Below are 24,670 nucleotides of genomic sequence, written 5' to 3' on the forward strand. Positions count from 1 at the left end.
CGGCGCAACCCCGCGTCCCAGGTCAGCCGCGTGCGCTCGCCTTCTCCCGCTCCGGCGCGGGCGCCGTGGCCGGGACCGGTGCCGACTCCCCCTCACTCAGCCCGAACCGCTCGTGGAACCGTCGCAGCGGACCCGGCGCCCACCAGGTCGCCCGCCCCGTGAGGCGCATGACCGCCGGGACCAGGAGGCTGCGGACGATCATGGCGTCCATCAGCACCGCCAGGGCGATCCCGAGGCCGAGCATCTTGGTGTTGGTGACCCGGGAGGTGCCTATCGCGACCATCACGACCGCGAGGATCACGGCTGCCGCGGTGATCAGTCCGCCCGTGCGCTGAAGGCCGTGCCGGACCGCCTCGTCGTGGTCGCCGGTCGTGTCGTACTCCTCCTTGATGCGCGACAGCAGGAACACGCCGTAGTCCATCGACAGTCCGAAGGCGACACAGAACATCAGCACCGGGAGGGTCGTCTCGATCGAGCCGGGGCTGGTGAAGCCGAGCAGGCCGGACAGGTGGCCGTCCTGGAAGACCCAGACCACCGCGCCGAACATCGCCGTCAGGCTGAGCGCGTTGAGCACCACCGCCTGGATCGGGATCAGCACGCTGCCGGTCAGCAGGAACACCAGCAGCAGGGTGACGATCGTGATGAAGGCGACCGCGAGCGGCAGGCGTTCGGCTATCGCGTCCTTGGAGTCGACCAGGACCGCCGCCGCGCCGGTCACCTTGGTGTCGAACGGGGCCCGGGTGGCGCGCAGGTCGTCGACCAGCCGCTGAGCCGGGTCGTCGACCGCCTCGCCCTTCGGCAGCACCGTGAAGTACGCGGACTCGCCCTTGACCAGCGGTCCGTCGACCCGCAGCACCTCCGGGAGAGCGGCGATCCGCTCCTTGTAAACCGCGTACTGCGCCGGCGTCGCCCGTCCCTCGGCGAGCACCTCCAGGCCGCCTCCGGGGCTGCCCGGGAAGCCGTCGCGGATGTGCTGCTGCACCACATGGGACTCGGCGCTCGACGGGAGCTGACGGTCGTCGGCGGTGCCGAACTTCACGCCCAGGAAGGGCAGTCCGAGCAGGACCAGCACGGCGGTGGTGCCCAGGGCGAAGAAGGGGGCGCGGCGCATGACGAGGTTCGCGGTGCGGGTCCATGCCCTGCCCTCCGTCGCACCGGCCGTCGGGGCGGGCGGAGTTTTCGCCTGTCCTCGCCGGAACAGCTTGCGCAGGTCCAGGGCGTTGACCCGGTGGCCGAGCAGCACCAGTGCGGCCGGGAGCAGGATCAGGGCGGCCGCCGCGGCCAGCAGGACCACCGCGATCCCGGCGTAGGCGAAGGACCGCAGGAAGTACTGCGGGAAGAGCAGCATCGCCGCGAGGGACACCGCGACCGTGAGGGCCGAGAAGAGGACGGTGCGGCCGGCCGTGCGCAGGGTCGTGCCGACGGCTGTGAGCGGTTCGGCGCCGGTGGCGAGTTCCTCGCGGAAGCGGCGGACGATGAACAGGGCGTAGTCGACGGCGAGGCCCAGGCCGAGGGCCGTGGTGAGGTTCATCGCGAAGACCGACACGTCGGTGACCTCGGTGAGGCCGCGCAGCACCGCGTTGGTGCCGAGGATGGCGACGATGCCGATGCCCAGCGGCAGCAGGGCGGCGACCGCGCTGCCGAAGACCATCACCAGCAGCACCAGGGTGACCGGCAGGGCGATCACCTCGGCCCGGACCAGGTCCTCCTGGATGGTCGTCTGCATCTCGTGGCGCACCGCGACCGGACCGCCGACACTGACCTCCACCGGCCCGTGCGCACCCCGGAACTCGGACGCGATGCGGTCCAGGGTCTCCCCCGCCTGCTTCTCATCGCCGGTGATGCGGGCGGCGATCAGCGCCTCGTGGCCGTCCTCGGCGCGCAGGGCGGGAGCCGCCGAGGCGTCCGCCTGCCAGTAGGAACCGACCCCGGTGACGCCCTTCTCCTCGGCCAGGCGCGCCGCTGTGCGCCGGGCCTCGGCGGCGACCGCGGGGTCGTCCACGGAGGCGTCGCCCGCGTCCACGAGGAGCAGGAGGTTGGGCTGGGAGGCGGGGAACTCGCGCTCCAGTGCCCTGGTCGCGTAGGTCGACTCGGCGTCCGGGTCCTCCCAGCCGCCGCTGCCCAGCCGGTCGGCGACGCCGCTGCCGGCCAGCACGGCGAGCGCGGTGATCACGAGGGCCACGAGCAGCGACAACCGGGGCCGGGCCGTCACGAAGCGGGTCCAGCCTCCGACGCGGGTTGGCCCTCCGGCGCCGGGTGGCCTGTTGACTTCGGTCATCGTGCGGTGTCCCCTCACCCTGATCCGTGCCGTTCACAACCGGGCAGCATGGAGCCGTCACTGCCATAGACTGACAAACACGAGTCATCGCTCGCGTTCTCCAAGAATGCGAGCGACCACTCGCGTTTGTCAATCGCGTTCGGAGAGCTGGGGATAACGCGTGTCCGCCAACCAGGAGAAGGAGCGGCCGCGCCGCCGTCAGGCGCGCGGCGAGCGCCGCATCGCCCAGCTGCTCGAGGCCGCGGCCACCGTCTTCACCACCGCCGGCTACACGGCCGCCAGCACCAACGCCATCGCCCGCGAGGCGGGCGTCTCGCCGGGCACGCTGTACCAGTTCTTCCCGAACAAGGAAGCCATCGCGATCGAGCTGGGCGAGCGGCTCATGCGCGAGATGCGCGAGGCGTACGGCGAGGCGCTCGCCCCGGTCGACCCCACGACCCCGCTGGAGGAGGCGGTAGGCGCGGCCGTCGACCGGTTCATCGCCTTCAACTGCGAGCACCCGGTGTTCTTCGCGCTGATGCACGGCCCCGACATCCCCGGCCGGATCACCGAGGAGCACGACGCCCTCCACGCGACCCTGCTGTCCCGGATCGAGGGCCTGCTCTCCTCGTTCCTGCCCGACGCCGCCCCGGCCGACCTCGCCCGGACCTCCCACATGTGCCTGGGCCTGTACAAGGCGGGCCTGGAGCTGATCCTCGCCCACGAGGGCGCCGAGCGGGACGCCTATGTCCAGGAGCTGAAGCACGCCCTGACCCGCTACCTCGAACCACTGGTGGGCGACCGGCTGGGCCGCCCCGCCCCGACCCGGTCGGCGACGTGACATCCGGCGCCCACGCCGTGCCGTCAGGTGCCGACCCGCCTTGGAGAAATACCCCGTAGGGGTATATCTTGGCAGTGGAGGGACCCCGCGGGTCCCGTCAACCCCACATGCCTCGACGAGGAGAACGACATGACCGCGCAGACCGACGCCCCGGGTTCCGTCACCGCCGTGTACAAGGTGAGCGGCATGAGCTGCGGACACTGCGAGGGAGCCGTCTCCGGTGAGCTCTCCGAACTCCCCGGCGTCAGCTCGGTGAAGGCCGTCGCCTCCACCGGCGAGGTCACCGTCGTCTCCGCGGCCGCGCTGGACGAGGAGGCCGTGCGCGCGGCCGTCGACGAGGCGGGCTTCGAACTGGTCGCCAAGATCTGAGCCCGAGATGCCCCGCACCACCGACCAACCCGCGATAGCCGGGGCGGCCGCCACCTCCGCCGCCCCCGCCGAAGTCGAGCTGCTCATCGGCGGCATGACCTGCGCCTCCTGCGCCGCCCGCGTCGAGGAGAAGCTCAACCGCATGGACGGCGTCACCGCCACGGTGAACTACGCGACGGAGAAGGCGAAGGTCAGCTTTCCCGCGGGCATCGAGGTCGCCGACCTGATCGCCACGGTGGAGAAGACGGGCTACACGGCCGAGGAACCGGCTCCCCCGCGGCCCGAGCCGCAGGAGGCCCAGGAGGCTCGGGAGGACCCCGAAGCGTCCTCCTACCGGCACCGCTTCACCGTCTCCGCCCTGCTCGCCGTACCGGTCGTCCTGCTGTCGATGATCCCGGCCCTGCAGTTCGACAACTGGCAGTGGCTCGCGCTCACCCTCGCCTCGCCGGTCGTCGTCTGGGGCGGGCTGCCCTTCCACCGGGCCGCGTTCACGGGCGCCCGGCACGGCGCGGCCACCATGGACACGCTGATCTCGATGGGCACGCTGGCGGCGTACGGCTGGTCGCTGTGGGCGCTGTTCCTGGGCGACGCGGGCATGAGCGGCATGCGCGACGACTTCGAGTTCACGGTCGCGCGCGTGGACGGCTCCTCGCAGATCTACCTCGAAGTGGCCTGCGGGGTCGTCACCTTCCTCCTCCTCGGCCGGTATCTGGAGGCGCGTGCCAAGCGCCGCGCGGGAGCCGCGCTGCGGGCGCTGATGGAGCTGGGCGCGAAGGACGTGGCCGTGCTGCGGGACAGCCGCGAGGTCCGCGTGCCGGTGGACCGGCTGGTCGTCGGCGACCGGTTCGTCGTACGACCCGGCGAGAAGATCGCCACCGACGGCATCGTCGTCGAGGGCGCCTCGGCGGTGGACGCCGCGCTGCTGACCGGTGAGTCGGTCCCGGTGGACGTGACGGTGGGGGACGCGGTGACCGGGGCGACCGTCAACGCCGGGGGCCGGCTGGTCGTGGAGACGACCCGGGTCGGCGCCGACACCCAGCTCGCGCGGATGGCGAAGCTGGTGGAGGACGCGCAGAACGGCAAGGCCGAGGTGCAGCGGCTCGCCGACCGGATCTCCGCGGTCTTCGTGCCGACGGTCATCCTCCTCGCGGTCGCCACCTTCGGGGCCTGGCTCGCCGTCACCGACGACACCGCCGCCGCGTTCACCTCGGCCGTCGCGGTGCTGATCATCGCCTGCCCGTGCGCGCTGGGCCTGGCCACGCCGACGGCCCTCATGGTCGGTACGGGACGCGGGGCGCAGCTGGGCATCCTCATCAAGGGCCCCGAGGTGCTGGAGTCCACCCGCCGGGTCGACACCGTCGTCCTGGACAAGACCGGCACGGTGACCACGGGCCGGATGACCCTGCAGAAGGTGTACGCCGCCGAGGGCACCGACGAGGAGGAGGTGCTGCGGCTCGCGGGCGCCGTGGAGCACGCCTCCGAGCACCCCGTCGCGCGGGCCGTCGCCGCGGGCGCGCAGGAGCGGCTCGGGCGGCTGCCGGAGGTCGAGAGCTTCGAGAACGTGGCCGGGCGGGGCGTACGCGCACGCGTGGAGGGCCGTGACGTGGCCGTGGGGCGCCTCTTCGACGCGCTGCCCACCGGGCTGGCCCGCGCCAAGGCAGAGGCCGAGAGGGACGGCCGTACGGCCGTCGTGGTCGGCTGGGACGGAACGGCGCGGGGTGTGCTCGCCGTCGCGGACGCGGTGAAGGAGACCAGCGCCGAGGCGGTGCGCGAGCTGCGGGCGCTGGGGCTGACTCCGGTGCTGCTGACCGGGGACAACCGGGCGGTCGCCGAGTCGGTCGCCCACGCGGTCGGTATCGATGCCGATCAGGTGGTCGCGGAGGTCCTGCCCGAGGAGAAGGTCGAGGCGGTACGGCGGCTGCGGCGCGAGGGACGGTGCGTGGCCATGGTCGGCGACGGCGTCAACGACGCGGCCGCTCTTGCCACCGCTGATCTGGGTCTCGCCATGGGGACGGGGACGGACGCGGCGATCGAGGCGAGCGATCTGACGCTGGTGCGCGGTGATCTACGGGTGGCGGCGGACGCGATCCGGCTGTCGCGGCGGACGCTGGGCACGATCAAGGGCAACCTCGTGTGGGCCTTCGGATACAACATCGCCGCGTTGCCGCTGGCCGCGGCGGGGTTGTTGAACCCGATGATCGCGGGGGCCGCGATGGCGTTCTCGTCGGTGTTCGTGGTGACGAACAGTCTGCGGCTGCGGACGTTCCGGTGAATTCGTAGTAAGAACCCCACTGGGTCCCTCTGGAGTCCGGCGCCCCGCTCACATAAGCTCTTCACAAGGCTCGCGCATCATCCTTACGCTTGGGTCCCGATCGCCATATCGGGGCTCTTGCGTATCTAACGGACATATGCAAGAGACGCAAATCACAGTGATGTGAACGTAACCATCGAAGGGGTTCGAAGGTCTAAATTGACGATGTCAGGCAGCGTCTTGGGGGGCGCTTACTGGCATCTGAGGATGTCTTGGGGGACTTCCTCAGAGTTGCGTTGCCGGGGCACGTACTTCGGGAAGCTTTGAGCGGCCCTCCCGAGCGTGCGCTGTCCCGGCAGACCGCATCCACCCATGAGTACGACGAGTTTTGCTCGTTCTGCTCAATGGCAGCACAGAAAGACAGCGAATTCAGGCGCTGGTCTCTCAGACGCCCGGCCGGATCCCGTGGGGGGAATCCGCACCGGGACATGGGAAGGCGCCCTGGACGTCGGCCCGTGGGGGGACCGCCGCCAGGGCGCCTTCTGTTTTTCGCCTACGGAGGCGCAGCACCCCAAAGGGGCCGCAGGCCCCTGAAGGGGCGCGGGGCGGTGGCCGATATGCGGCTCCGCCGCGTGGGCGCGACCGGCCACAACCAACCCGCAGCCGACCGACAACCCCCTCCGCGCCCCGAGCGGAGCGCTACCGCTGCTCCACGGGAACGAAGTCGCGCTCCACGACACCCGTGTAGATCTGGCGCGGGCGGCCGATGCGGGAGCCCGGCTCCTTGATCATCTCGTGCCACTGGGCGATCCAGCCCGGGAGGCGGCCCAGGGCGAAGAGGACCGTGAACATCTCGGTCGGGAAGCCCATGGCCCGGTAGATCAGGCCGGTGTAGAAGTCGACGTTCGGGTAGAGGTTGCGCGAGACGAAGTACTCGTCGGAGAGCGCGTGCTCCTCCAGCTTCAGGGCGATGTCCAGCAGCTCGTCGGACTTGCCGAGGGCGGAGAGGACGTCGTGCGCCGCGGCCTTGATGATCTTCGCGCGCGGGTCGAAGGACTTGTACACCCGGTGGCCGAAGCCCATCAGGCGGACGCCGTCCTCCTTGTTCTTCACCTTGTTGATGAAGGAGTCGACGTCGCCGCCGTTCGCCTGGATGCCTTCCAGCATCTCCAGCACGGACTGGTTGGCGCCGCCGTGCAGCGGGCCCCAGAGGGCGGAGATGCCGGCCGAGATCGACGCGAACATGTTGGCCTGCGACGAGCCGACGAGGCGGACCGTCGAGGTCGAACAGTTCTGCTCGTGGTCCGCGTGCAGGATCAGCAGCTTGTCCAGCGCGGAGACGACGACCGGGTCGAGCTCGAACTCCTGGGCCGGCACCGAGAAGGTCATCCGCAGGAAGTTCTCGACGTAACCAAGGTCGTTGCGCGGGTAGACGAACGGGTGGCCGATCGACTTCTTGTACGCGTACGCCGCGATCGTCGGAAGCTTGGCGAGCAGCCGGATCGTCGAGAGGTTGCGCTGCGTCTCGTCGAACGGGTTGTGGCTGTCCTGGTAGAACGTGGACAGCGCGGAGACGACCGAGGACAGCATGGCCATCGGGTGGGCGTCGCGCGGGAAGCCCTTGTAGAAGTTCTTGACGTCCTCGTGCAGCAGGGTGTGCTGCGTGATGTCGTTCTTGAAGTTCGAGAGCTCGTCGACGGTGGGCAGCTCACCGTTGATCAGCAGGTAGGCCACCTCCAGGAAGGTGGAGCGCTCGGCCAGCTGCTCGATCGGGTAGCCGCGGTAGCGGAGGATGCCCGCCTCGCCGTCGAGGTAGGTGACGGCGGATTTATAGGCGGCGGTGTTGCCGTAACCGCTGTCCAGCGTCACCAGACCGGTCTGGGCGCGGAGCTTGCCGATGTCGAAGCCCTTGTCGCCGACGGTGCTGTCGATCACCGGGTAGGTGTACTCGCCGTCGCCGTACCGCAGTACTACAGAGTTGTCGCTCACGTCTTCCCTCACCGACGTTGTGCCTCATCTTCGAGGTTGCCCTGACTGTCTCTACCCTCCCCCATTCGGCTCAGGAGAGTGCACTCGGGGTCGACCATTGGGCCTATTGGCGGCACTGAGTGCCGCCAACTTGTCATCCTGCCCGCTGTTTTCCCCATCCGGAAGTGCTCTGTGACCTTCACGACTCGTTTGATCGATCATTTTTTTCGATGCCTCACGAACCGCCAGGTCAGGAGGGTGACCTCCGACGGTCCCCGAACAAGATCAGAAACCGGCGAGCCGGAAGTCGAGCGCCGTGCAGCGCCGGCCCGCCGACACCGTGCGCACCGCCTGGCCGAGGGCCTTGCGCGACCCCACGAGAACGACCAGTTGCCTGGCGCGGGTCACCGCGGTGTACAGCAGGTTCCGCTGGAGCATCATCCATGCCCCGGTCGTGACGGGGATCACCACGGCGGGATATTCACTTCCCTGTGAACGGTGGATCGTCACCGCGTACGCGTGCGCCAGTTCGTCCAGTTCGTCGAATTCATACGGAACCTCCTCGTCCTCGTCCGTCAGTACGGTGAGGCGCTGGTCGACCGGGTCGAGCGAGGTGACCACGCCCACGGTGCCGTTGAAGACGCCGTTCTTCCCCTTGTCGTAATTGTTGCGAATCTGGGTGACCTTGTCGCCGACGCGGAACACCCGGCCGCCGAACCGCTTCTCCGCCAGGTCGGGCCGCCCGGGGGTGACGGCCTGCTGGAGCAGCCCGTTCAGCGTGCCCGCGCCGGCCGGGCCGCGGTGCATCGGGGCCAGCACCTGGACGTCCCGTCGTGGGTCGAGGCCGAACTTGGCCGGGATGCGCCGGGCCGCCACGTCCACGGTGAGCCGGCCGGCCGCCTCCGTGTCGTCCTCGACGAAGAGGAAGAAGTCCTTCATGCCGTCGGTGACGGGGTGCTGTCCGGCGTTGATGCGGTGCGCGTTGGTCACCACGCCGGACTGCTGGGCCTGTCGGAACACGCGCGTGAGGCGGACCGCGGGGATGGGGCTGCCGTCGGCCAGCAGGTCCCGGAGGACCTCTCCGGCGCCGACGCTGGGCAGCTGGTCCACGTCGCCCACGAAGAGCAGATGGGCGCCCGGCGGTACGGCCTTGACCAGCTTGTTGGCGAGGAGCAGGTCCAGCATGGACGCCTCGTCGACCACCACCAGGTCGGCCTGGAGCGGACGATCCCTGTCGTACGCCGCGTCGCCGCCGGGCTTGAGCTCCAACAGGCGGTGGACGGTGGAGGCCTCGGCTCCGGTCAGCTCGGCGAGGCGCTTGGCGGCGCGGCCGGTGGGGGCGGCGAGCACGACCCTGGCCTTCTTCGCGCGGGCCAGCTCCACGATCGAGCGGACCGTGAAGGACTTGCCGCAGCCGGGGCCACCGGTCAGCACGGCGACCTTCTGCGTCAGCGCCAGCTTGACGGCGGCCTCCTGCTCGGGGGCCAGGTCCACGCCGGTCCGGCCCTTGAGCCAGCCCAGCGCCTTGTCCCAGGCCACGTCACGAAAGCCGGGCATCCGGTCCTCGTCGGTGCGCAGGAGGCGCAACAGCTGGGCGGAGAGGGCGAGTTCGGCCCGGTGGAAGGGGACGAGGTAGACGGCCGTCACCGGTTCCGAGCCGCCGCCGGGGCCGGGGACCTTCTCCCGTACGACACCGGGGTCGCCGCCGTCGTCGGGGACCTGGGCCAGCTCCGCGAGGCACTCGATGACAAGCCCCGTGTCGACCTGGAGCAGCTTCACCGCGTCCGCGATCAGCTGCTCCTCGGGGAGATAGCAGTTGCCCTGGTCGGTGGCCTGCGACAGCGCGTACTGGAGGCCCGCCTTCACGCGCTCCGGGCTGTCGTGCGGGATGCCGACGGACTGGGCGATCTTGTCGGCGGTGAGGAAGCCGATGCCCCAGACGTCGGCCGCGAGCCGGTAGGGCTGGTTCTTCACGACGGAGATAGAGGCGTCGCCGTACTTCTTGTAGATCCGCACGGCGATGGAGGTGGACACCTCGACGGTCTGGAGGAAGAGCATGACCTCCTTGATCGCCTTCTGTTCCTCCCAGGCGTCGGCGATCTTCTTGGTGCGCTTGGGGCCGAGTCCGGGGACCTCGATGAGCCGCTTGGGCTCCTCCTCGATGACCGTCAGGGTGTCCAGGCCGAAGTGCTGGGTGATGCGGTCGGCGAAGACCGGGCCGATCCCCTTGACCAGGCCGGAGCCGAGGTAGCGGCGGATGCCCTGGACGGTGGCCGGGAGGACGGTGGTGTAGTTCTCCACCGTGAACTGCTTGCCGTACTGCGGGTGGGAGCCCCAACGGCCCTCCATTCGCAGGGACTCGCCGACCTGGGCGCCGAGCAGCGCGCCCACGACCGTGAGGAGGTCGCCGGCTCCTCTGCCGGTGTCGACGCGGGCGACCGTGTAGCCGTTCTCCTCGTTGGCGTAGGTGATGCGCTCCAGGACGCCTTCGAGTACCGCCAGTCGCCGCTCGCCGCTCCCCGCCTGGCTCCCCACCTCATTGGACATGATCCGACGCTACCGCCCGGCACCGACAACGGGTCGCTCGTCGGTGCCGGGAGGCGGGGTCAGTTCTCGTTCACGAGCACGCAGGTCCCGACCACGTAGCCGGTGACGCCGCTCCTCGTGACCTTCACCCAGCGCTTGCTGACGATGCCGCACTTCTCGTACGAGGAGCTGCCGTAGTACATCGTGCAGGACGCCGGTGCGCTCTGGCCCTTGTTGAGCTGGGCGAGCGCCGTACCGCTGGTGCTCGTCGTGGACCGGATGAGCACGGTCTCCAGGGCCTTCGCCGTACAACCGGCCGCGGCCGCCGGAGCGGCGACGACGAACGACGTCCCGACCAGGGCCGCGGCCCCCATGGTGGCACCGAGCATCCGAGCTGCGCGCATTGCCTGTTTCTCCCCGTTCGATTGGCGCGGGCATGCCACCCGCAACGACCGGGAGGCAGCCTAGCCTGCGCCGGGCGAGGACCTGACGGAATTTCACGAGCATTCCGGGGGCGGCGCCCGACTGCGACGCCGGCCGCCGTCAGGCCCGGACAGCCCTGGCGAAGATCGTTACCGGCAGCCCGCTGCGCCGGGGGCGTGCCGAGCGCGGTGACCGGCCGCCACCGTGGCGCCACGCTCCACGCCCCCGTGTCTCAAGGCTCCGTCGCTCACCCCGCCTGCGACCTCACGTGGTCCAGGACCGCCTGGAAGTCCTCGGACGGCGAGAACTCGACGAACTCGCAGTCCTCCAGGGCCACGGGGACATGGCCGGGCCCCCAGTAGTACGCCTGGCCGGCCTCGTATTGCTCCTCACCCTCGGGGGTCAGCATCCGCAGCCGGCCCTTGAGCAGATAGCCCCAGTGCGGGCACGGGCAGGCGTCGCCTTCGAGGCCCTTGAGGGCGGGGCCCATGTCCGTGCCCTCCGGCAGGCTGACGTAGCCGACGGACATGCCGCCGCCGATGGGCTGGGTGCGCACCTCCACGCCGTCACCGCCGAGGGTGACGGGTGTGCTGTCGCGCGTCGCTGCCGTCATGACTCCTCCGCTCCGGCCCACGAGGACGAGGGCCTTGCATCGGGAACGACCCCCTGCCCTTCCAGCGTGAACCCGCCCGGGCGTGCGCCGCGACATCACGATCCGGTCTCGGGATGTGGTTGAGGGCTTGATTAACCCCCGTGTAATCGATTCCAATCCTCCGTACACGTCGATGTAATCGATTCCACGAACATCGGACCTCGACACCACGAACGATCCACGAGGAGGTGGAGCGGCGATGGCGAGCATCAAGGACGTCGCTGCCGAGGCGGGCGTCTCCGTCGCCACGGTCTCGCGCGTGCTGAACGACCATCCGTCGGTCAGCGCCGAGGCACGCGCACGCGTGCTGGCCGCCGTCGAGGCCCTGGGCTACCGCCCGAACGCCGTGGCCCGCTCCCTGCGCACCGACCAGACCCACACCCTCGGCCTGGTCATCAGCGACGTGATGAACCCCTACTTCACCGAACTGGCCCGCTCCGTCGAGGAGGAGGCCCGCGCGCTCGGCTACAGCGTGATCATCGGCAACGCCGACGAACGGCCCGACCTCCAGGACCACCACGTACGGAACCTGCTGGACCGCCGTATCGACGGCCTCCTCGTCTCCCCCACCGACGGCGGCTCGCCGCTGATGCTGGACGCCGTCCGCGCGGGGACCCCGATGGTCTTCGTGGACCGGTGGATCCCGGGCGTGGACGTGCCCGTGGTGCGGGCCGACGGACAAGGCGCCGTACGGGATCTCGTGGCTCATCTGCACGGGCTGGGGCACCGGCGGCTCGCGATCATCGCGGGGCCGGCGGCGACCACCACCGGGCGCGAACGTGTCGAGGCGTTCCGGGAGGCGCTCGGGGCGTACGGGCTCGAACTGCCCGACGCCTACATAGGCCAGGGCGACTTCCAGGCCGACAGCGGGCGCCGGGTCACCGAGGGCTTCCTCGACCTGCCCGAGCCGCCCGAGGTCGTGTTCGCGGCCGACAACCTGATGGCACTCGGCGCGCTGGACGCCGTACGCGCGCGTGGCCTGCGCGTGCCGGACGACCTCGCGCTGGCCGCGTTCGACGACATCCGGTGGTTCGTGCACACCGACCCGCCCATCACCGCCATCGCCCAGCCCACGGGCGAGCTGGGCCGGGCCGCCGTACGGGCCCTGGTCGACCGCATCGAGGGACGGCCCGGCGAGTCCGTCACCCTCCCCGCCCGTCTCGTCGTACGCCGCTCCTGCGGCGAACCACCGGCTTCACCGGAGCCGTCCCCCGCAACGAACAGGAGCCAGTCGTGAGCAACGCGGACGAGTTGCTGCGCATCGAGGGCATACGGAAGACCTTCCCGGGCGTGGTCGCCCTGGACGGCGTCGACTTCGATCTGCGCCGCGGCGAGGTGCACGTCCTCCTCGGTGAGAACGGCGCCGGCAAGAGCACCCTCATCAAGATGCTCTCCGGCGCCTACACGCCCGACGCCGGGCGGATCCTGGTGGGCGGCGAGGAGACGCGCATCCACGGTGCGCAGGACTCCGAGCGCCTCGGGATCGCCACCATCTACCAGGAGTTCAACCTCGTTCCCGATCTGACGGTCGCCGAGAACATCTTCCTGGGGCGCCAGCCCCGCCGCTTCGGGATGATCGACCGGAAGAAGATGGAGGCCGACGCCGAGGTGCTCCTCGCGCGCGTGGGCGTGAACGTGTCGCCACGCGCGCGCGTGCGTGAACTCGGCATCGCGCGCCTGCAGATGGTCGAGATCGCGAAGGCGCTCAGCCTGAACGCGCGAGTGCTGATCATGGACGAGCCGACCGCTGTGCTCACCTCGGAAGAGGTGGACAAGCTCTTCTCCATCGTGCGCAAGCTGCGCGAGGACGGCGTCGGGATCGTCTTCATCACGCACCACCTGGAGGAGATCGCCGCGCTGGGAGACCGGGTGACGGTCATCCGGGACGGCAGGAGCGTCGGGCAGGTCCCCGCCGCCACGCCCGAGGACGAGCTCGTACGGCTCATGGTGGGGCGCTCCATCGAGCAGCAGTACCCGCGTGAACGGGCCGACCGCGGTGCCGCGTTGCTGTCCGTCGAGGGGCTGACCCGCGACGGCGTCTTCCACGACGTCAGCTTCGAGGTGCACGCCGGCGAGGTGGTCGGCATCGCGGGGCTGGTCGGCGCCGGCCGTACCGAGGTCGTGCGGGCCGTGTTCGGGGCGGATCCGTACGACAAGGGGGCCGTGAAGGTCGGCGGTTCCTCCCTTCCCAAGTACGACGTCAACGCGGCGATGACCGCGGGCATCGGGCTCATCCCCGAGGACCGCAAGGGCCAGGGCCTGGTCCTGGACGCGTCCGTGGAGGAGAACCTCGGCCTGGTGACGCTGCGGTCGGCCACGCGCGCGGGGCTCGTCGACCTCAAGGGCCAGCGCGAGGCGGCGGCGCGCATCGCGGGGCAGCTCGGCGTGCGGATGGCGGGCCTCGGTCAGCATGTGCGCACGCTCTCCGGCGGCAACCAGCAGAAGGTCGTCATCGGCAAGTGGCTGCTCGCCGACACCAAGGTGCTCATCCTCGACGAGCCGACACGCGGTATCGACGTCGGCGCCAAGGTCGAGATCTACCAGCTCATCAACGAACTCACGGCCGCGGGCGCCGCCGTCCTGATGATCTCCAGCGATCTGCCCGAGGTCCTCGGCATGAGCGACCGGGTGCTGGTGATGGCCCAGGGCCGGATCGCGGGCGAACTCTCCGCCGACGAGGCCACGCAGGACTCCGTGATGGCACTCGCCGTCAGCAACCCCACCAGCGATCTCACCACCGACAAGACCGGAACGGAGGCCCCCCGTGGCCACTGACACGCTCAAGAGCTCGGCGGGCGCGAGTGGCGCCCCGGGCGGCCTGCGCCGCCTCCTCCTCGACAACGGCGCGCTGACCGCGCTGATCGCCCTCGTCATCGCGATGTCGGCGCTGTCCGGCGACTTCCTGACGGCGGACAACCTGCTCAACGTCGGCGTGCAGGCGGCCGTGACCGCCATCCTCGCGTTCGGCGTGACCTTCGTGATCGTCTCGGCGGGCATCGACCTGTCGGTCGGCTCGGTGGCGGCGCTGTCGGCCACCGTTCTGGCCTGGAGCGCGACCTCGCAGGGCATACCGGTCGTCCTGGCGGTCGTCCTCGCCGTCGCGACCGGCATTGCGTGCGGCCTGGTCAACGGCATCCTGATCTCGTACGGGAAGCTGCCGCCGTTCATCGCGACGCTGGCCATGCTGTCGGTGGCCCGCGGTCTGTCCCTGGTCATCTCGCAGGGTTCGCCCATCGCCTTCCCCGACTCGGTCTCGCACCTCGGCGACACCCTCGGCGGTTGGCTGCCGGTGCCGGTGCTCGTGATGGTCGCGATGGGTCTGATCACGGCGTTCGTGCTGGGGCGGACCTACATCGGCCGCTCGATGTACGCGATCGGCGGCAACGAGGAAGCGGCCCGGCTCTCCGGTCTGCGGGTGAAGAAGCAGAAGCTCGCGATCTACGCCTTCTCCGGCCTGTTCGCCGCCGCCGCGGGCATCGTCCTCGCCGCCCGGCTCTCCTCCGCGCAGCCGCAGGCCGCGCAGGGCTACGAGCTCGACGCCATCGCGGCGGTCGTGATCGGCGGCGCCTCGCTGGCCGGTGGCACGGGCAAGGCGTCCGGCACGCTGATCGGCGCGCTGATCCTGGCGGTGCTGCGCAACGGCCTCAACCTCCTTTCGGTGTCGGCCTTCTGGCAGCAGGTCGTCATCGGTGTCGTCATCGCGCTCGCCGTCCTGCTGGACACGGTGCGGCGCAAGGCGGGGGCCACTCCGGCGGCGGCCGGTACCGGCTCGCCAGGCAGCCGCGGCAAGCAAGCGGCGACCTACGTGCTCGCGGCTGTCGTCGCGGCGGCGATCGTGGGTGCCACGTCCCTGCTGCACGGCGGTTCGTCGGCGACGTCGACGCAGAAGGTCGGTCTGTCGCTGTCGACGCTCAACAACCCGTTCTTCGTGCAGATCCGGGCCGGTGCCGAGGCGGAGGCGAAGAAGCTGGGCGTCGACCTGACGGTCACCGACGCGCAGAACGACGCCTCGCAGCAGGCCAACCAGCTCCAGAACTTCACGTCCGAGGGCGTCGACTCGATCGTCGTCAACCCGGTCGACTCGGACGCGGCGGGCCCCTCCGTGCGGGCCGCGAACAAGGCCGGCATCCCCGTCGTGGGCGTCGACCGGGGCGTGAACAAGGCCGACACGGCGGCGCTGGTCGCCTCCGACAACGTCGAGGGCGGCGCGCTGGGCGCCAAGGCACTCGCCGAGAAGCTGGGCGGCAGGGGCACCATCGTGATCCTCCAGGGCCAGGCCGGTACGTCCGCCAGCCGTGAGCGCGGCGCGGGCTTCGCCGAGGGACTCAAGGCCTACCCGGGCATCAAGGTCGTCGCCAAGCAGCCGGCCGACTTCGACCGCACCAAGGGCCTGGACGTCATGACCAACCTCCTGCAGGCCCACCCGGACATCGACGGCGTCTTCGCCGAGAACGACGAGATGGCACTGGGCGCGATCAAGGCGCTCGGCGACCGGGCCGGGAAGGACGTCCAGGTCGTCGGATTCGACGGCACTCCGGACGGCCTGAAGGCCGTCGAGGCGGGCACGCTGTACGCCTCCGTCGCCCAGCAGCCCAAGCAGCTCGGGAAGATCGCCGTGGACAACGCGGTGCGGGCGGCCGAGGGCAAGAAGGTCGCGGAGACGGTCAAGGTGCCGGTGAAGGTGGTCACCAAGGAGAACGTCGCCGGCTTCGGCGGCTGACACAAGGGGAACGGCGAGCGGGTGGGCGGCCGTTGCACCAGCACGGGGCCGCCCGCCTCGACTCATCACGGGGACCTATCAGGGGAGCAACCTCATGTACGACTACGACCTCCTGGTCGTAGGGTCGGCCAACGCCGACCTGGTGATCGGCGTCGAGCGTCGGCCGGGGGCCGGGGAGACCGTGCTCGGCTCCGATCTGGCCGTCCACCCGGGCGGCAAGGGTGCCAACCAGGCGGTCGCGGCCGCCCGGCTCGGGGCCCGTACGGCCCTGCTGGCCCGGGTCGGCGACGACGCGCACGGAAGGCTGCTGCTCGACTCGCAGCGGGCGGCCGGCGTCGACACGGTCGGTGTCCTGGTCGGCGGCGCGCCGACCGGCGTCGCGCTGATCACGGTGGATCCGTCCGGGGACAACAGCATCGTGGTGTCGCCGGGTGCGAACGGCAGGCTGACTCCGCAGGACGTACGGGCCGCCGCGAGCCTGTTCCAGGCGTCGAGGGTGGTGTCGGTCCAGCTGGAGATCCCGCTGGAGACGGTCGTCGAGGTGGTGCGGGCTCTCGCGGACGGCAGCCGTTTCGTCCTGAACCCCTCCCCGCCGCGCCCGCTGCCGCCCGAGGTGCTGGCGGCCTGCGACCCGCTGATCGTGAACGAGCACGAGGCGAAGGTGATCCTCGGCGACTCGGCGGTGGGCGAGACGCCGGAGGACTGGGCGCGGATCCTGCTCGCCAAGGGCCCGCGCTCGGTGGTCGTGACGCTGGGCGCGGAGGGTGCGCTGGTGGCCTGCGCGCAAGGCGTGACGCGGGTCGCGTCCGTGAAGGTGGACGCGGTGGACACGACGGGCGCGGGCGACGCGTTCACGGCCGCGCTGGCCTGGAAGCTCGGGACCGGCTCGGCCCTGGGCGAGGCGGCGGCGTACGCGGCGCGGGTCGGGGCGGTGGCCGTGACCCGGGAGGGCGCCCAGGTGTCGTTCCCCACTGCGGCGGAGGTCGAGGCGCTGTGAAGAAGGCCGGGATCCTGAACCGTCATCTCTCCGGCGCTCTCGCCGAGCTGGGCCACGGTGACGGGGTGCTGGTGTGCGACGCGGGCATGCCGATACCCGACGGTCCCCGGGTCGTGGACCTGGCCTTCCGGGCCGGGGTGCCGTCCTTCGCCGAGGTCCTGGACGGTCTGCTGGCCGAGCTGGTGGTGGAGGGCGCGACGGCGGCCCGGGAGATCCACGAGGCGAACCCTTCGGCGGCCGCGCTGCTGGCCGGGGAGTTTCCCGGGCTGGAGCTGGTCACGCACGAGCGGCTGAAGGAGCTGTCGGCCGGGGCGCGGCTGGTGGTGCGGACCGGGGAGGCACGGCCGTACGCGAATGTGCTGCTGCGGTGCGGGGTCTTCTTCTGACCCGCCGACCGTGAAAACGGTGGGAACGTTTCGAGGGGCCCGGTCCGTCGACCGAGCCCCTCGGGGTTTCCCCTCCCCGTCAGAACCCCCGCGATCCCCCCAGATCCCCCTCCAAGAGTCCTGACCCCAAGTACGACCCGCCAGGTACGGGAAGGGTTGTACGGTCTCCGCGGATTTTTTTCGGCGAATCTTCGGCGCCCCCGGCGCCCCTTCGGCGTGCCCTGCAATCCGGACAGACGTAGCGTTTCAGACATGCAGGAGCTAGACGAAAACCCCCTGACGTCCCTCCAGGACGACGTGCTCGACGAGCTCGGCGACGACCGGATCGCGGACATCGCGGTGCTGCTGGACACGGACGAGGCAGGGGCCCGACAGATGGTCGGTACGACGGTGGCGGCGCTGTCCGGCGAGGCGGAGACCGTGGCGACGCCGCACGAGGCCCCGCTGACCGGCGTGGCCACGCTGGGCGGCTTCGCGACCGGCGGGCTGATGGCCGGGCTGCTGGCCGAGGAGGCCAGACCGGTCGCGGACGCGGTGGCCCGCAGGACGGGGCTGGCGCGGGGTGCCGTGTCCCGGGTGGTGGAGACGGTGGTTCCGGTGGTGCTGGCGGTGCTCACGAAACGGGCGGCCGGGAAGTAGGCGCCCGGCGGAAAGCGGTGGTCGCGGGGTCACTGGTCGCGGGATGAGCCGAGTGGCGTGGGCTCTGTGTGAGTCCGAAGATTGAGGGGTACACCGAGAGGGTGATTGATCACGAGTGATCGTGAGCCGCGCAAGGCTCGTTCCTCAGCACGGCAGGAGTCCGCCGGAGAGCGGGTGTCCGCCGCCGATGCGATGCGGTCCGCGATCGAACAACTCAGTGAGCTCTTGGGGAGGGCTCCCGAGTCGGTTTCCTCGCTGAGGCCGACGGACCAGGGCTGGGAAGCCGATGTAGAGGTCGTGGAACTGGAACGCATTCCCGAGACGACCAGTGTGATGGCCAGTTACCAGGTGGTTCTGGACCCGGAGGGGAAACTGCTGGCGTACGAGCGTGGGCGTCGCTACACCCGCGCTCAGGTGGACAGGAAGGACGGCCGCTAGGGGAAGACGCCCCGTAGGTCGCTCGCCCTTTCGCCGGGAAGTCGGGCCGGAAGGGAAGTCACCGTGACGGTGGTGCCACAGGGCAACAGTGGTGGTGTGCCCGCCGCAGCAGGAGGCGGCGGTTCGGGAAATCTGTACGACGTGCTGGAACTCGTCCTGGACCGGGGCCTGGTCATCGACGCGTTCGTCCGGGTCTCGCTGGTGGGCATCGAGCTGGTGAAGATCGACGCGCGGGTGGTCGTCGCCAGCGTCGACACGTATCTGCGCTTCGCCGAGGCGGCCAACCGGCTGGATCTGGAGTCGGGCAGGAAGGCGCCGTCCCAGCTGACCGACATCGTCGAGGGCTCGGTCGAGAGCGGGGCACACGGCAAGAGCAAAGGCGCGCTGTCGGGCGCGGTCGAGGCGATCACCGACTCGCTCAAGGGCGGCGATGACGAGGCCGAGGAAGAACACGCCGAGCGCGAGCGCAAGCCGGCGCGCGAGAAGCGGCAGGAGCGCGGCGAACGCCGCTCTGAACGCCGTTCCGCACGGGACCGGGAGGAGTGAGCGAGCCCATGTCCGTGTATGTGTACGCGATCACCAAGGACTCGCACCCGCTGGACCTGGGCGACACCAAGGGCGTGGGCGATCCGCCGGGTGAGCTGCGCACGGTGCGCGGCGCCTCCCTGTGCGCGGTCGTCAGCGAATGCCCCGACGATCTCTCGGTGGCCCGCCGGGACCTCCAGGCACACCAGAACGTCCAGGAGCGGCTCTGGTCCGAAGGGCCGACCCTGCCGCTCAGCTTCGGGTTCGTCGCCGCCGACGAGGAGGCCGTGCGCGGCGTCCTGGAGGAGCGGGCCCAGCTGTACGCCCAGCGTCTCGACGAGCTCGCCGGGCGGTCGGAGTTCAACGTCAAGGGCGTCCTGGACGAGGACACGGTCGTACGGGCCGTCCTGGAGGACAACACCCAGGCCCGTGAGCTGAACCGACGGACCCTGGAGGGCGGCGGGACGTACGACGACCGGCTGGCGCTCGGCCAGTTGGTGGCCCAGGAGGTGCAGGGCCGCCAGGACGCGCTCGCCGAGGAGGTCCTCGCCGGGCTGCGGCCGCTCGCCGAGGCCGAAAAGGTCGCGCCGCCGTCGCAGCAGTACTTCGTGAGCGCGTCCTTCCTCGTGGAGGACGACAGGGCCGAGGAGTTCGGGCGGGCCGGACAGGAGCTGGCCGAACGCTACGGCGAGGGCGTGGAGCTGCGGCTGCGGGGGCCCCTGCCGCCGTACAGCTTCGTCTGAGCCGCGACTCGCGAGTGGAGGTGCCGTGGGACTGGTCACCGGGATCCTGACGCTGCCGTTCGCTCCCGTGCGGGGCATCGGCTGGGTGCTCGACAAGGTGGTCAAGACCGCCGAGGACGAGTACTACGACCCGGCTCCCGTGCAGGAGGCGCTCGTGAACCTGGAACGGGCGCGGGACGAGGGCGGTGTCGACGACGAGGAGTTCGCACGGCAGGAGCAGGCGCTGCTGCACCGCCTGGAGGAGATCAGGGCCTACCAGCTGCGACAGGGCGGCCAGGGCACAGGGCCCGGGCTGTGACGGCCCGGAAGGAAGACAGGTCATGAACAACGCCAAGATCGGCACCGCCCTGCTGGGCGGCTATGTGCTGGGGCGGACCAAGAAGGCGAAGCTCGCCATCGGCCTCGGCGCACTGCTCGCCGGATCGCGGATCAAGCCCGGGCAGGTCGGCAAGGCCCTCCAGGACTCCCCCTTCCTGCACACCCTCACCGACCAGGTGCGCTCCGAACTGACCGACGCGGGGAAGGCGGCGGCGACCACCGTCCTCAGCGCCAAGGCCGACAACCTGGCCGACGCCCTGCACCAGCGCACCGCGGGCCTGCGGGAGCGGGGCCAGGAACAGGAAGCGGACGACGAGGACGAGACCGACGCCGATGACAGGGACGCGGCCGAGAACGAGGACGAGGCCGAGGACGAGGCCGAGGACGAGACGGAGCCCGAGGAGGAGCCCGAGGAAGAGCCCGAGGAGAAGCCTCGGCAGAAGCCCCGGAAGGCGGCGTCCCGCCGTACGAAGAAGACCTCCACCTCGCAGAGCCGCTCACGCGGCGGCGGCTCCGCGCGGTCGAGCAGGCAGGGGCAGGACGATGGCTGAGCGCAAGGGAACGGGACGCGGCTCGGGCGGCGGCACGGGAACCCTGTCGAAGGCCGGCGAGCGCGTGCCGGGGACGGACCGGCTGAAGGACGAGCTGGAGAACTACGTCCAGGCCCGGCTCCAGGTCGCGCTGGAGGGCATGGGTCACCGGCTCGGCGAGGGCGCGCGAAAGCTGAGCGAGGCGCACGTCGGCCCGCGCGGGCTGATGGGCGCGGTGGCCAAGGGCGGCAAGAAACTGGGCGATCACCTGCCGTCGGGAGTGGGGGCGCTGACCTCGACGGCCTCCCACGCGAAGGACACGGCCGCGCACGCCAAGGACGCGGTGGTGGACAAGGCCAAGGACGCCGCCGGGCAGTTGCCCGGGCAGAGCCGCGACAAGGACCCCGGCGACGACCCGGACAGCATGGGCAAGGGGATCACCATCATCGAGGACATCGATGTGGGCGTGCCGGTGCGCGAGGCGTACGACCAGTGGACGCAGTTCCAGGAGTTCGACCGGTTCGCCAAGGGTGTCGTCGGCATCGAGCAACAGGACGACACCACGGCCAGATGGCATGTGAAGGTCGCCAAGTCCAATCGCCGCTTCCGGAGCACCATCACGGAACAGGTGCCCGACGAGCGCATCGCCTGGACGAGTTCCGGGGACAAGGGCACGACCCAGGGTGTCGTCACCTTCCACCCCCTCACCGACAACCTCACCAAGGTGCTGCTGGTCCTGCGGTACTTCCCCAAGGGGCCGGTCGAGCGGGTCGGCAGCTGGATGCGGGCCCAGGGGCGTCGCGCCCGGCTCGACCTGAAGCTCTTCCGCACCTTCGTGATGATGCGCGGGGAGGCCACCGGAGGCTGGCGCGGGGAGATCCGCGAGGGCGAGGTGGTGCGGGAGCCGGAGGAGGTCGAGGAAGCCGAGCGGGAGGAGGACGGCGAGGACGAGGAGGGCCGGGCCGAGCAGGAGCAGTACGACGACCAGGAGGACCAGGAGGACGACGACCGCGTGGCCGCCGAGGACGACGACGAGGAGTACGACGAAGAGGACGAAGAGGACGAGGACGCCGAGGACGACTGGGAGGAGGACGAGGACCGGGACCGGGACCAGGACGAGGACGAGGACGACGACCTGGTCGAGGAGAAGGACCGAGAACCTGACGACCGCTACGACGATGACACAGACGACGCCGAAGACACCGACCGGGAAACGAGGTCGAGTACCCCGTGACCGAGCCCGTCCCCACCCGCTCCACGCCGTCAAGGGCGATGTCCCCGTACGGCGAGTCATCCGGCGCGAACCTCGCCGACATCCTTGAACGCGTGCTCGACAAGGGCATCGTCATCGTCGGCGACATCAAGATCAACCTGCTGGACATCGAGCTGCTCACCATCAAGCTCCGCCTCCTGGTGGCCTCGGTCGACAAGGCGAAGGAGATCGGCATCGACTGGTGGGAGCACGACCCCGCGCTCTCCTCCCGCGCCGACCAACGGCACGACCTGAAGGAGCAGAACGAACGGCTGCGCGCCGAGGTCGAGGAGCTGCGCCGCAAGGTCGAGAAGTCCGAGCGGGCCGAGTCCGCGGGCGAACTGCCCGAGCGCGACTCTGGATCGGCCGGTCGACGCCGACCCCGTGAGACGGACCGGGAATCCGGCGCCGAACCGCGACGTCCCCGGCGCAAGAAGGACGACGCGCAGGACCGAGACCGGAACCGAGACCGAGAGCCGTGAACGGGCAGCGCCTCAGCTACGCCTACGCCGTGGTCAGGTCGTCCGCCCCCACGGCACAGCGGGCGCGGGCGGCCCTGGCCGGCCTCCGGGGTGTGGCGGACGCGCCCGTCATCCTGGTCGGCTCGGGCACGGTGGCCGCAGCGGTGAGCGCGGTGCCCGCAGCGGAGTTCTCGGAGGCGGCCCTGAAGTCACGGCTGGAGGATCTCGACTGGCTGGAGTCGACGGCCCGCTCCCACCACCTGGTCATCGAGACACTGGCCGCCCGCACGACGGTTCTCCCCCTGCGGCTGGCCACGGTCTACCTCGACGACAGCCGGGTCGAACGGATGCTGGGCGAACGGCAGGAGGCCTTCAGCGCGCTGCTCGACCGGTTCGACGACCATGTGGAGTGGGGCGTGAAGGTGTACGCCGAGATCCCCGCGGCCTCCGACCCCGCCGAGCCGGGTCCGTCGGCCCCACCGGACACGGGACGCGCGTATCTGCGCCGCCGCAGGCAGCACCGTCAGGCACGCGAGGAGACCTGGCGGGCCGCCGAGGAGGCCGTACGGCGCACGGAGCAGCGGGCGCGCGGTCTCGCGGTGGAACGTGCCCGGCACCGTCCGCAGCAGGGCACCCTGGCCCGGCTCCCCGGCGAGAACGTCGCCAACGACGCCTACCTCGTCCCGCGCCTGGCGGCCGAGGAGTTCCGCGACCGCATGCTGCACGCCGCCGACGACCTGCCCGGCGTGCGCGTGGAGGTCACAGGCCCCTGGGCGCCGTACTCCTTCACCGCCCCTCTCGAAGAGGTGCGGCAACCGTGACCGAGCGCGGCGCGTACGACGACGAGCATCCGCTCGCCGGAACCCAGGTCGCGCTGATCGACCTGCTCGACCGGCTGCTGAGCGGCGGGGTCGTGATCACCGGGGACGTCGTCCTGTCGATCGCGGACATCGACCTGGTGCGGGTCTCGCTGCGCGCGGTCGTGATCGCCATTCGCGAGCAGGTGGAGGAGCAGTGGGCACCCGTCCTGCCGGACCGGTCGCCCACGCGGTACGACTACGGCGGCCACGGTGCCGACCCCGGCTGACCGCCCGCCCCCCGACCGGCTGCGGGAGGTCGCGGACGCCGCGCACCGCGCCTTCTCCCTGCTGCCCGCCCAGCCGGACGACGTGGCCCCGCCGACCGCGGGCCGCTCGGCGGCACGCCGGCTGCGTGCCGATCCCGACACCGTGGAACGCGACCTGGTCAGGCTGGTCCTCACCATCGTCGAACTGCTCCGCCAGCTGATGGAGCGCCAGGCCCTGCACCGCGTCGACGAGGGCGACCTGACCGAGGAACAGGAGGAACGCCTCGGCCTGACCCTGATGCTGCTCAACGACCGGATGACCGAACTGTGCGACCGCTACGGCCTCACCTTGGAGGACCTCAACCTCGACCTGGGCCCCCTGGGCACCCTGCTCCCACCCCCGTGAGGCGCCGGAGAACCGCCGCCCCTCATCCTGCGGGACGCCGACGGCCCGCATGCCGTCGGCGTCCCGTGGCCCCCGTCGCCGCGCTAGCCCGCGTGCTCCACGAACCGCGCCGCCGTCTCCGCCAGCAGCTCACGGCCGTCGCGGGCCCACAGCTGGTCGTTGAAAAGCTCCACCTCGATCGCGCCGGTGTACCCGGCGGCCTCGACGTAGCCCTTCCACTCCCGCATGTCGATCGAGCCGTCGCCGATCTGGCCCCGGCCGTTGAGGACGCCCTCCGGCAACGGGGTGATCCAGTCGGCGAGTTGGAAGGTGTGGATACGGCCGCCCGCGCCCGCCCGGGCGATCTGCGCGGGCGCGTTGTCGTCCCACCAGATGTGGTACGTGTCGACCGTGACGCCGACCTGCCGGGCGGGGAAGCGCTCGGCGAGGTCGAGGGCCTGGGCGAGGGTGGAGACCACGCAGCGGTCCGAGGCGAACATCGGGTGCAGCGGCTCGATCGCCAGCTTCACCCCGTGGTCCTCGGCGTACGGGCCGAGCACCGCCAGCGCGTCCGCGATCCGCTCCCGGGCGCCGTGCAGGTCCTTCGAGCCGGCCGGGAGGCCGCCGGAGACCAGCACCAGCGTGTCGGTGCCCAGCGTCGCCGCCTCGTCGACCGCGCGCCGGTTGTCGTCGAGGGCCCTGGCCCGCTCGTCCGGGTCGATCGCGGTGAGGAAGCCGCCGCGGCACAGGGTGGTGACGGTCAGACCGGCGTCGCGGACCAGCTTGGCCGTCGCCTCCAGGCCGTACGCCTGGACGGGCTCGCGCCACAGGCCGATGTTCGGCACGCCCAACTGCCCGCAGGACTCGACCAGTTCGGGCAGGCTCAGCTGCTTCACGGTCATCTGGTTGATGGAGAAGCGGGA

The 24,670-nt window shown here is 70.8% G+C and carries 25 protein-coding genes; 19 read left to right on the top strand and 6 right to left on the bottom strand.

Features of this window, described 5'->3' with window-relative positions; genetic code table 11:
• Nucleotides 1-22 precede the first annotated feature (22 nt).
• The gene (locus ACZ4UU_RS14250) at nt 23-2,278 is read right to left on the bottom strand and encodes an MMPL family transporter (RefSeq protein WP_468039712.1); all 2,256 of its coding nucleotides are present in this window, start codon (nt 2,276-2,278) and stop codon (nt 23-25) included.
• 160 nt (nt 2,279-2,438) lie between these two features.
• Here ACZ4UU_RS14250 and ACZ4UU_RS14255 point away from each other — a divergent pair, with 160 nt between their 5' ends.
• From ACZ4UU_RS14255 to ACZ4UU_RS14265, 3 genes are all read left to right on the top strand, one after another.
• Nucleotides 2,439-3,098: a TetR family transcriptional regulator gene (locus tag ACZ4UU_RS14255; RefSeq protein WP_468039714.1), complete on the top strand. Its 660-nt coding sequence runs from the start codon at nt 2,439-2,441 to the stop codon at nt 3,096-3,098.
• A 129-nt stretch (nt 3,099-3,227) separates the two neighbouring features.
• Entirely contained in the window at nt 3,228-3,467 is a 240-nt protein-coding gene (locus ACZ4UU_RS14260; RefSeq protein WP_468039716.1) for a heavy-metal-associated domain-containing protein, read from the top strand.
• A gap of 7 nt (nt 3,468-3,474) precedes the next feature.
• A complete protein-coding gene (locus tag ACZ4UU_RS14265) occupies nt 3,475-5,739 on the top strand; it encodes a heavy metal translocating P-type ATPase (protein WP_468039717.1) in 2,265 nt (754 codons plus the stop codon).
• Between the two features lie 678 nt (nt 5,740-6,417).
• On the opposite strand, the gene ACZ4UU_RS14270 is transcribed toward ACZ4UU_RS14265, so the two are convergent.
• The 4 genes from ACZ4UU_RS14270 to ACZ4UU_RS14285 form a co-directional block, all read right to left on the bottom strand.
• Entirely contained in the window at nt 6,418-7,707 is a 1,290-nt protein-coding gene (locus tag ACZ4UU_RS14270; RefSeq protein WP_468039719.1) for a citrate synthase, read from the bottom strand.
• A 264-nt stretch (nt 7,708-7,971) separates the two neighbouring features.
• Nucleotides 7,972-10,233 (bottom strand): SF1B family DNA helicase RecD2, encoded by a 2,262-nt coding sequence (gene recD2, locus ACZ4UU_RS14275; RefSeq protein ID WP_468039721.1) that lies wholly within the window; start codon nt 10,231-10,233, stop codon nt 7,972-7,974.
• A 59-nt stretch (nt 10,234-10,292) separates the two neighbouring features.
• On the bottom strand, nt 10,293-10,616 hold the full coding sequence (locus tag ACZ4UU_RS14280) for a hypothetical protein (RefSeq protein WP_468039723.1): 324 nt from the start codon (nt 10,614-10,616) through the stop codon (nt 10,293-10,295).
• A 266-nt stretch (nt 10,617-10,882) separates the two neighbouring features.
• Entirely contained in the window at nt 10,883-11,248 is a 366-nt protein-coding gene (locus tag ACZ4UU_RS14285) for a cupin domain-containing protein (RefSeq protein WP_468039725.1), read from the bottom strand.
• Between the two features lie 238 nt (nt 11,249-11,486).
• On the opposite strand from ACZ4UU_RS14285, the gene ACZ4UU_RS14290 reads away from it, so the two are divergent.
• The 16 genes from ACZ4UU_RS14290 (at nt 11,487) to ACZ4UU_RS14365 (ending at nt 23,768) form a co-directional block, all read left to right on the top strand.
• The gene (locus ACZ4UU_RS14290; RefSeq protein WP_383451506.1) at nt 11,487-12,524 is read left to right on the top strand and encodes a LacI family DNA-binding transcriptional regulator; all 1,038 of its coding nucleotides are present in this window, start codon (nt 11,487-11,489) and stop codon (nt 12,522-12,524) included.
• Nucleotides 12,521-14,062 carry a sugar ABC transporter ATP-binding protein gene (locus ACZ4UU_RS14295; protein WP_468039727.1) on the top strand — a complete coding sequence of 514 codons (1,542 nt, stop codon included), beginning with the start codon at nt 12,521-12,523 and terminating at the stop codon, nt 14,060-14,062. Before ACZ4UU_RS14290 ends, ACZ4UU_RS14295 begins: the two co-directional genes overlap by 4 nt.
• Nucleotides 14,052-16,007, top strand: a complete 1,956-nt coding sequence (locus tag ACZ4UU_RS14300; protein ID WP_468039729.1) for an ABC transporter permease/substrate-binding protein — start codon at nt 14,052-14,054, stop codon at nt 16,005-16,007. Before ACZ4UU_RS14295 ends, ACZ4UU_RS14300 begins: the two co-directional genes overlap by 11 nt.
• 94 nt (nt 16,008-16,101) lie before the next feature.
• Nucleotides 16,102-17,004 (top strand): ribokinase, encoded by a 903-nt coding sequence (locus ACZ4UU_RS14305; protein WP_468039731.1) that lies wholly within the window; start codon nt 16,102-16,104, stop codon nt 17,002-17,004.
• Nucleotides 17,001-17,390, top strand: a complete 390-nt coding sequence (gene rbsD / locus ACZ4UU_RS14310) for a D-ribose pyranase (protein WP_468039733.1) — start codon at nt 17,001-17,003, stop codon at nt 17,388-17,390. Before ACZ4UU_RS14305 ends, rbsD begins: the two co-directional genes overlap by 4 nt.
• A gap of 252 nt (nt 17,391-17,642) precedes the next feature.
• Nucleotides 17,643-18,029, top strand: a complete 387-nt coding sequence (locus tag ACZ4UU_RS14315) for a DUF937 domain-containing protein (RefSeq protein ID WP_468039735.1) — start codon at nt 17,643-17,645, stop codon at nt 18,027-18,029.
• A gap of 108 nt (nt 18,030-18,137) precedes the next feature.
• The gene (locus ACZ4UU_RS14320) at nt 18,138-18,467 is read left to right on the top strand and encodes a gas vesicle protein GvpO (RefSeq protein ID WP_468040198.1); all 330 of its coding nucleotides are present in this window, start codon (nt 18,138-18,140) and stop codon (nt 18,465-18,467) included.
• 63 nt (nt 18,468-18,530) lie between these two features.
• The gene (gene gvpJ, locus ACZ4UU_RS14325; protein WP_468039737.1) at nt 18,531-19,013 is read left to right on the top strand and encodes a gas vesicle protein GvpJ; all 483 of its coding nucleotides are present in this window, start codon (nt 18,531-18,533) and stop codon (nt 19,011-19,013) included.
• Nucleotides 19,014-19,021: 8 nt separating this feature from the next.
• Nucleotides 19,022-19,735: a GvpL/GvpF family gas vesicle protein gene (locus ACZ4UU_RS14330; RefSeq protein ID WP_468039739.1), complete on the top strand. Its 714-nt coding sequence runs from the start codon at nt 19,022-19,024 to the stop codon at nt 19,733-19,735.
• A 25-nt stretch (nt 19,736-19,760) separates the two neighbouring features.
• On the top strand, nt 19,761-20,033 hold the full coding sequence (locus tag ACZ4UU_RS14335) for a gas vesicle protein GvpG (RefSeq protein WP_468039741.1): 273 nt from the start codon (nt 19,761-19,763) through the stop codon (nt 20,031-20,033).
• A gap of 22 nt (nt 20,034-20,055) precedes the next feature.
• A complete protein-coding gene (locus ACZ4UU_RS14340; RefSeq protein WP_468039743.1) occupies nt 20,056-20,604 on the top strand; it encodes an ABC transporter substrate-binding protein in 549 nt (182 codons plus the stop codon).
• Nucleotides 20,597-21,817, top strand: a complete 1,221-nt coding sequence (locus tag ACZ4UU_RS14345; RefSeq protein ID WP_468039745.1) for an SRPBCC family protein — start codon at nt 20,597-20,599, stop codon at nt 21,815-21,817. Before ACZ4UU_RS14340 ends, ACZ4UU_RS14345 begins: the two co-directional genes overlap by 8 nt.
• Nucleotides 21,818-21,855: 38 nt before the next feature.
• Nucleotides 21,856-22,317: a gas vesicle protein gene (locus tag ACZ4UU_RS14350; protein ID WP_468040200.1), complete on the top strand. Its 462-nt coding sequence runs from the start codon at nt 21,856-21,858 to the stop codon at nt 22,315-22,317.
• The gene (locus tag ACZ4UU_RS14355; protein WP_468039747.1) at nt 22,314-23,117 is read left to right on the top strand and encodes a GvpL/GvpF family gas vesicle protein; all 804 of its coding nucleotides are present in this window, start codon (nt 22,314-22,316) and stop codon (nt 23,115-23,117) included. Before ACZ4UU_RS14350 ends, ACZ4UU_RS14355 begins: the two co-directional genes overlap by 4 nt.
• Entirely contained in the window at nt 23,114-23,383 is a 270-nt protein-coding gene (locus tag ACZ4UU_RS14360; RefSeq protein WP_468039749.1) for a gas vesicle protein, read from the top strand. The genes ACZ4UU_RS14355 and ACZ4UU_RS14360 overlap by 4 nt, the downstream gene beginning before the upstream one ends.
• Nucleotides 23,367-23,768, top strand: coding sequence for a gas vesicle protein K (locus tag ACZ4UU_RS14365; protein ID WP_468039751.1), 402 nt, complete (start codon nt 23,367-23,369; stop codon nt 23,766-23,768). Before ACZ4UU_RS14360 ends, ACZ4UU_RS14365 begins: the two co-directional genes overlap by 17 nt.
• Before the next feature lie 83 nt (nt 23,769-23,851).
• On the opposite strand, the gene ACZ4UU_RS14370 is transcribed toward ACZ4UU_RS14365, so the two are convergent.
• Complete coding sequence (locus ACZ4UU_RS14370) at nt 23,852-24,649, bottom strand: sugar phosphate isomerase/epimerase family protein (protein ID WP_468040202.1); 798 nt, start codon at nt 24,647-24,649, stop codon at nt 23,852-23,854.
• Nucleotides 24,650-24,670 lie beyond the last annotated feature (21 nt).

This window comes from Streptomyces sp. NPDC028907 (assembly GCF_055564995.1).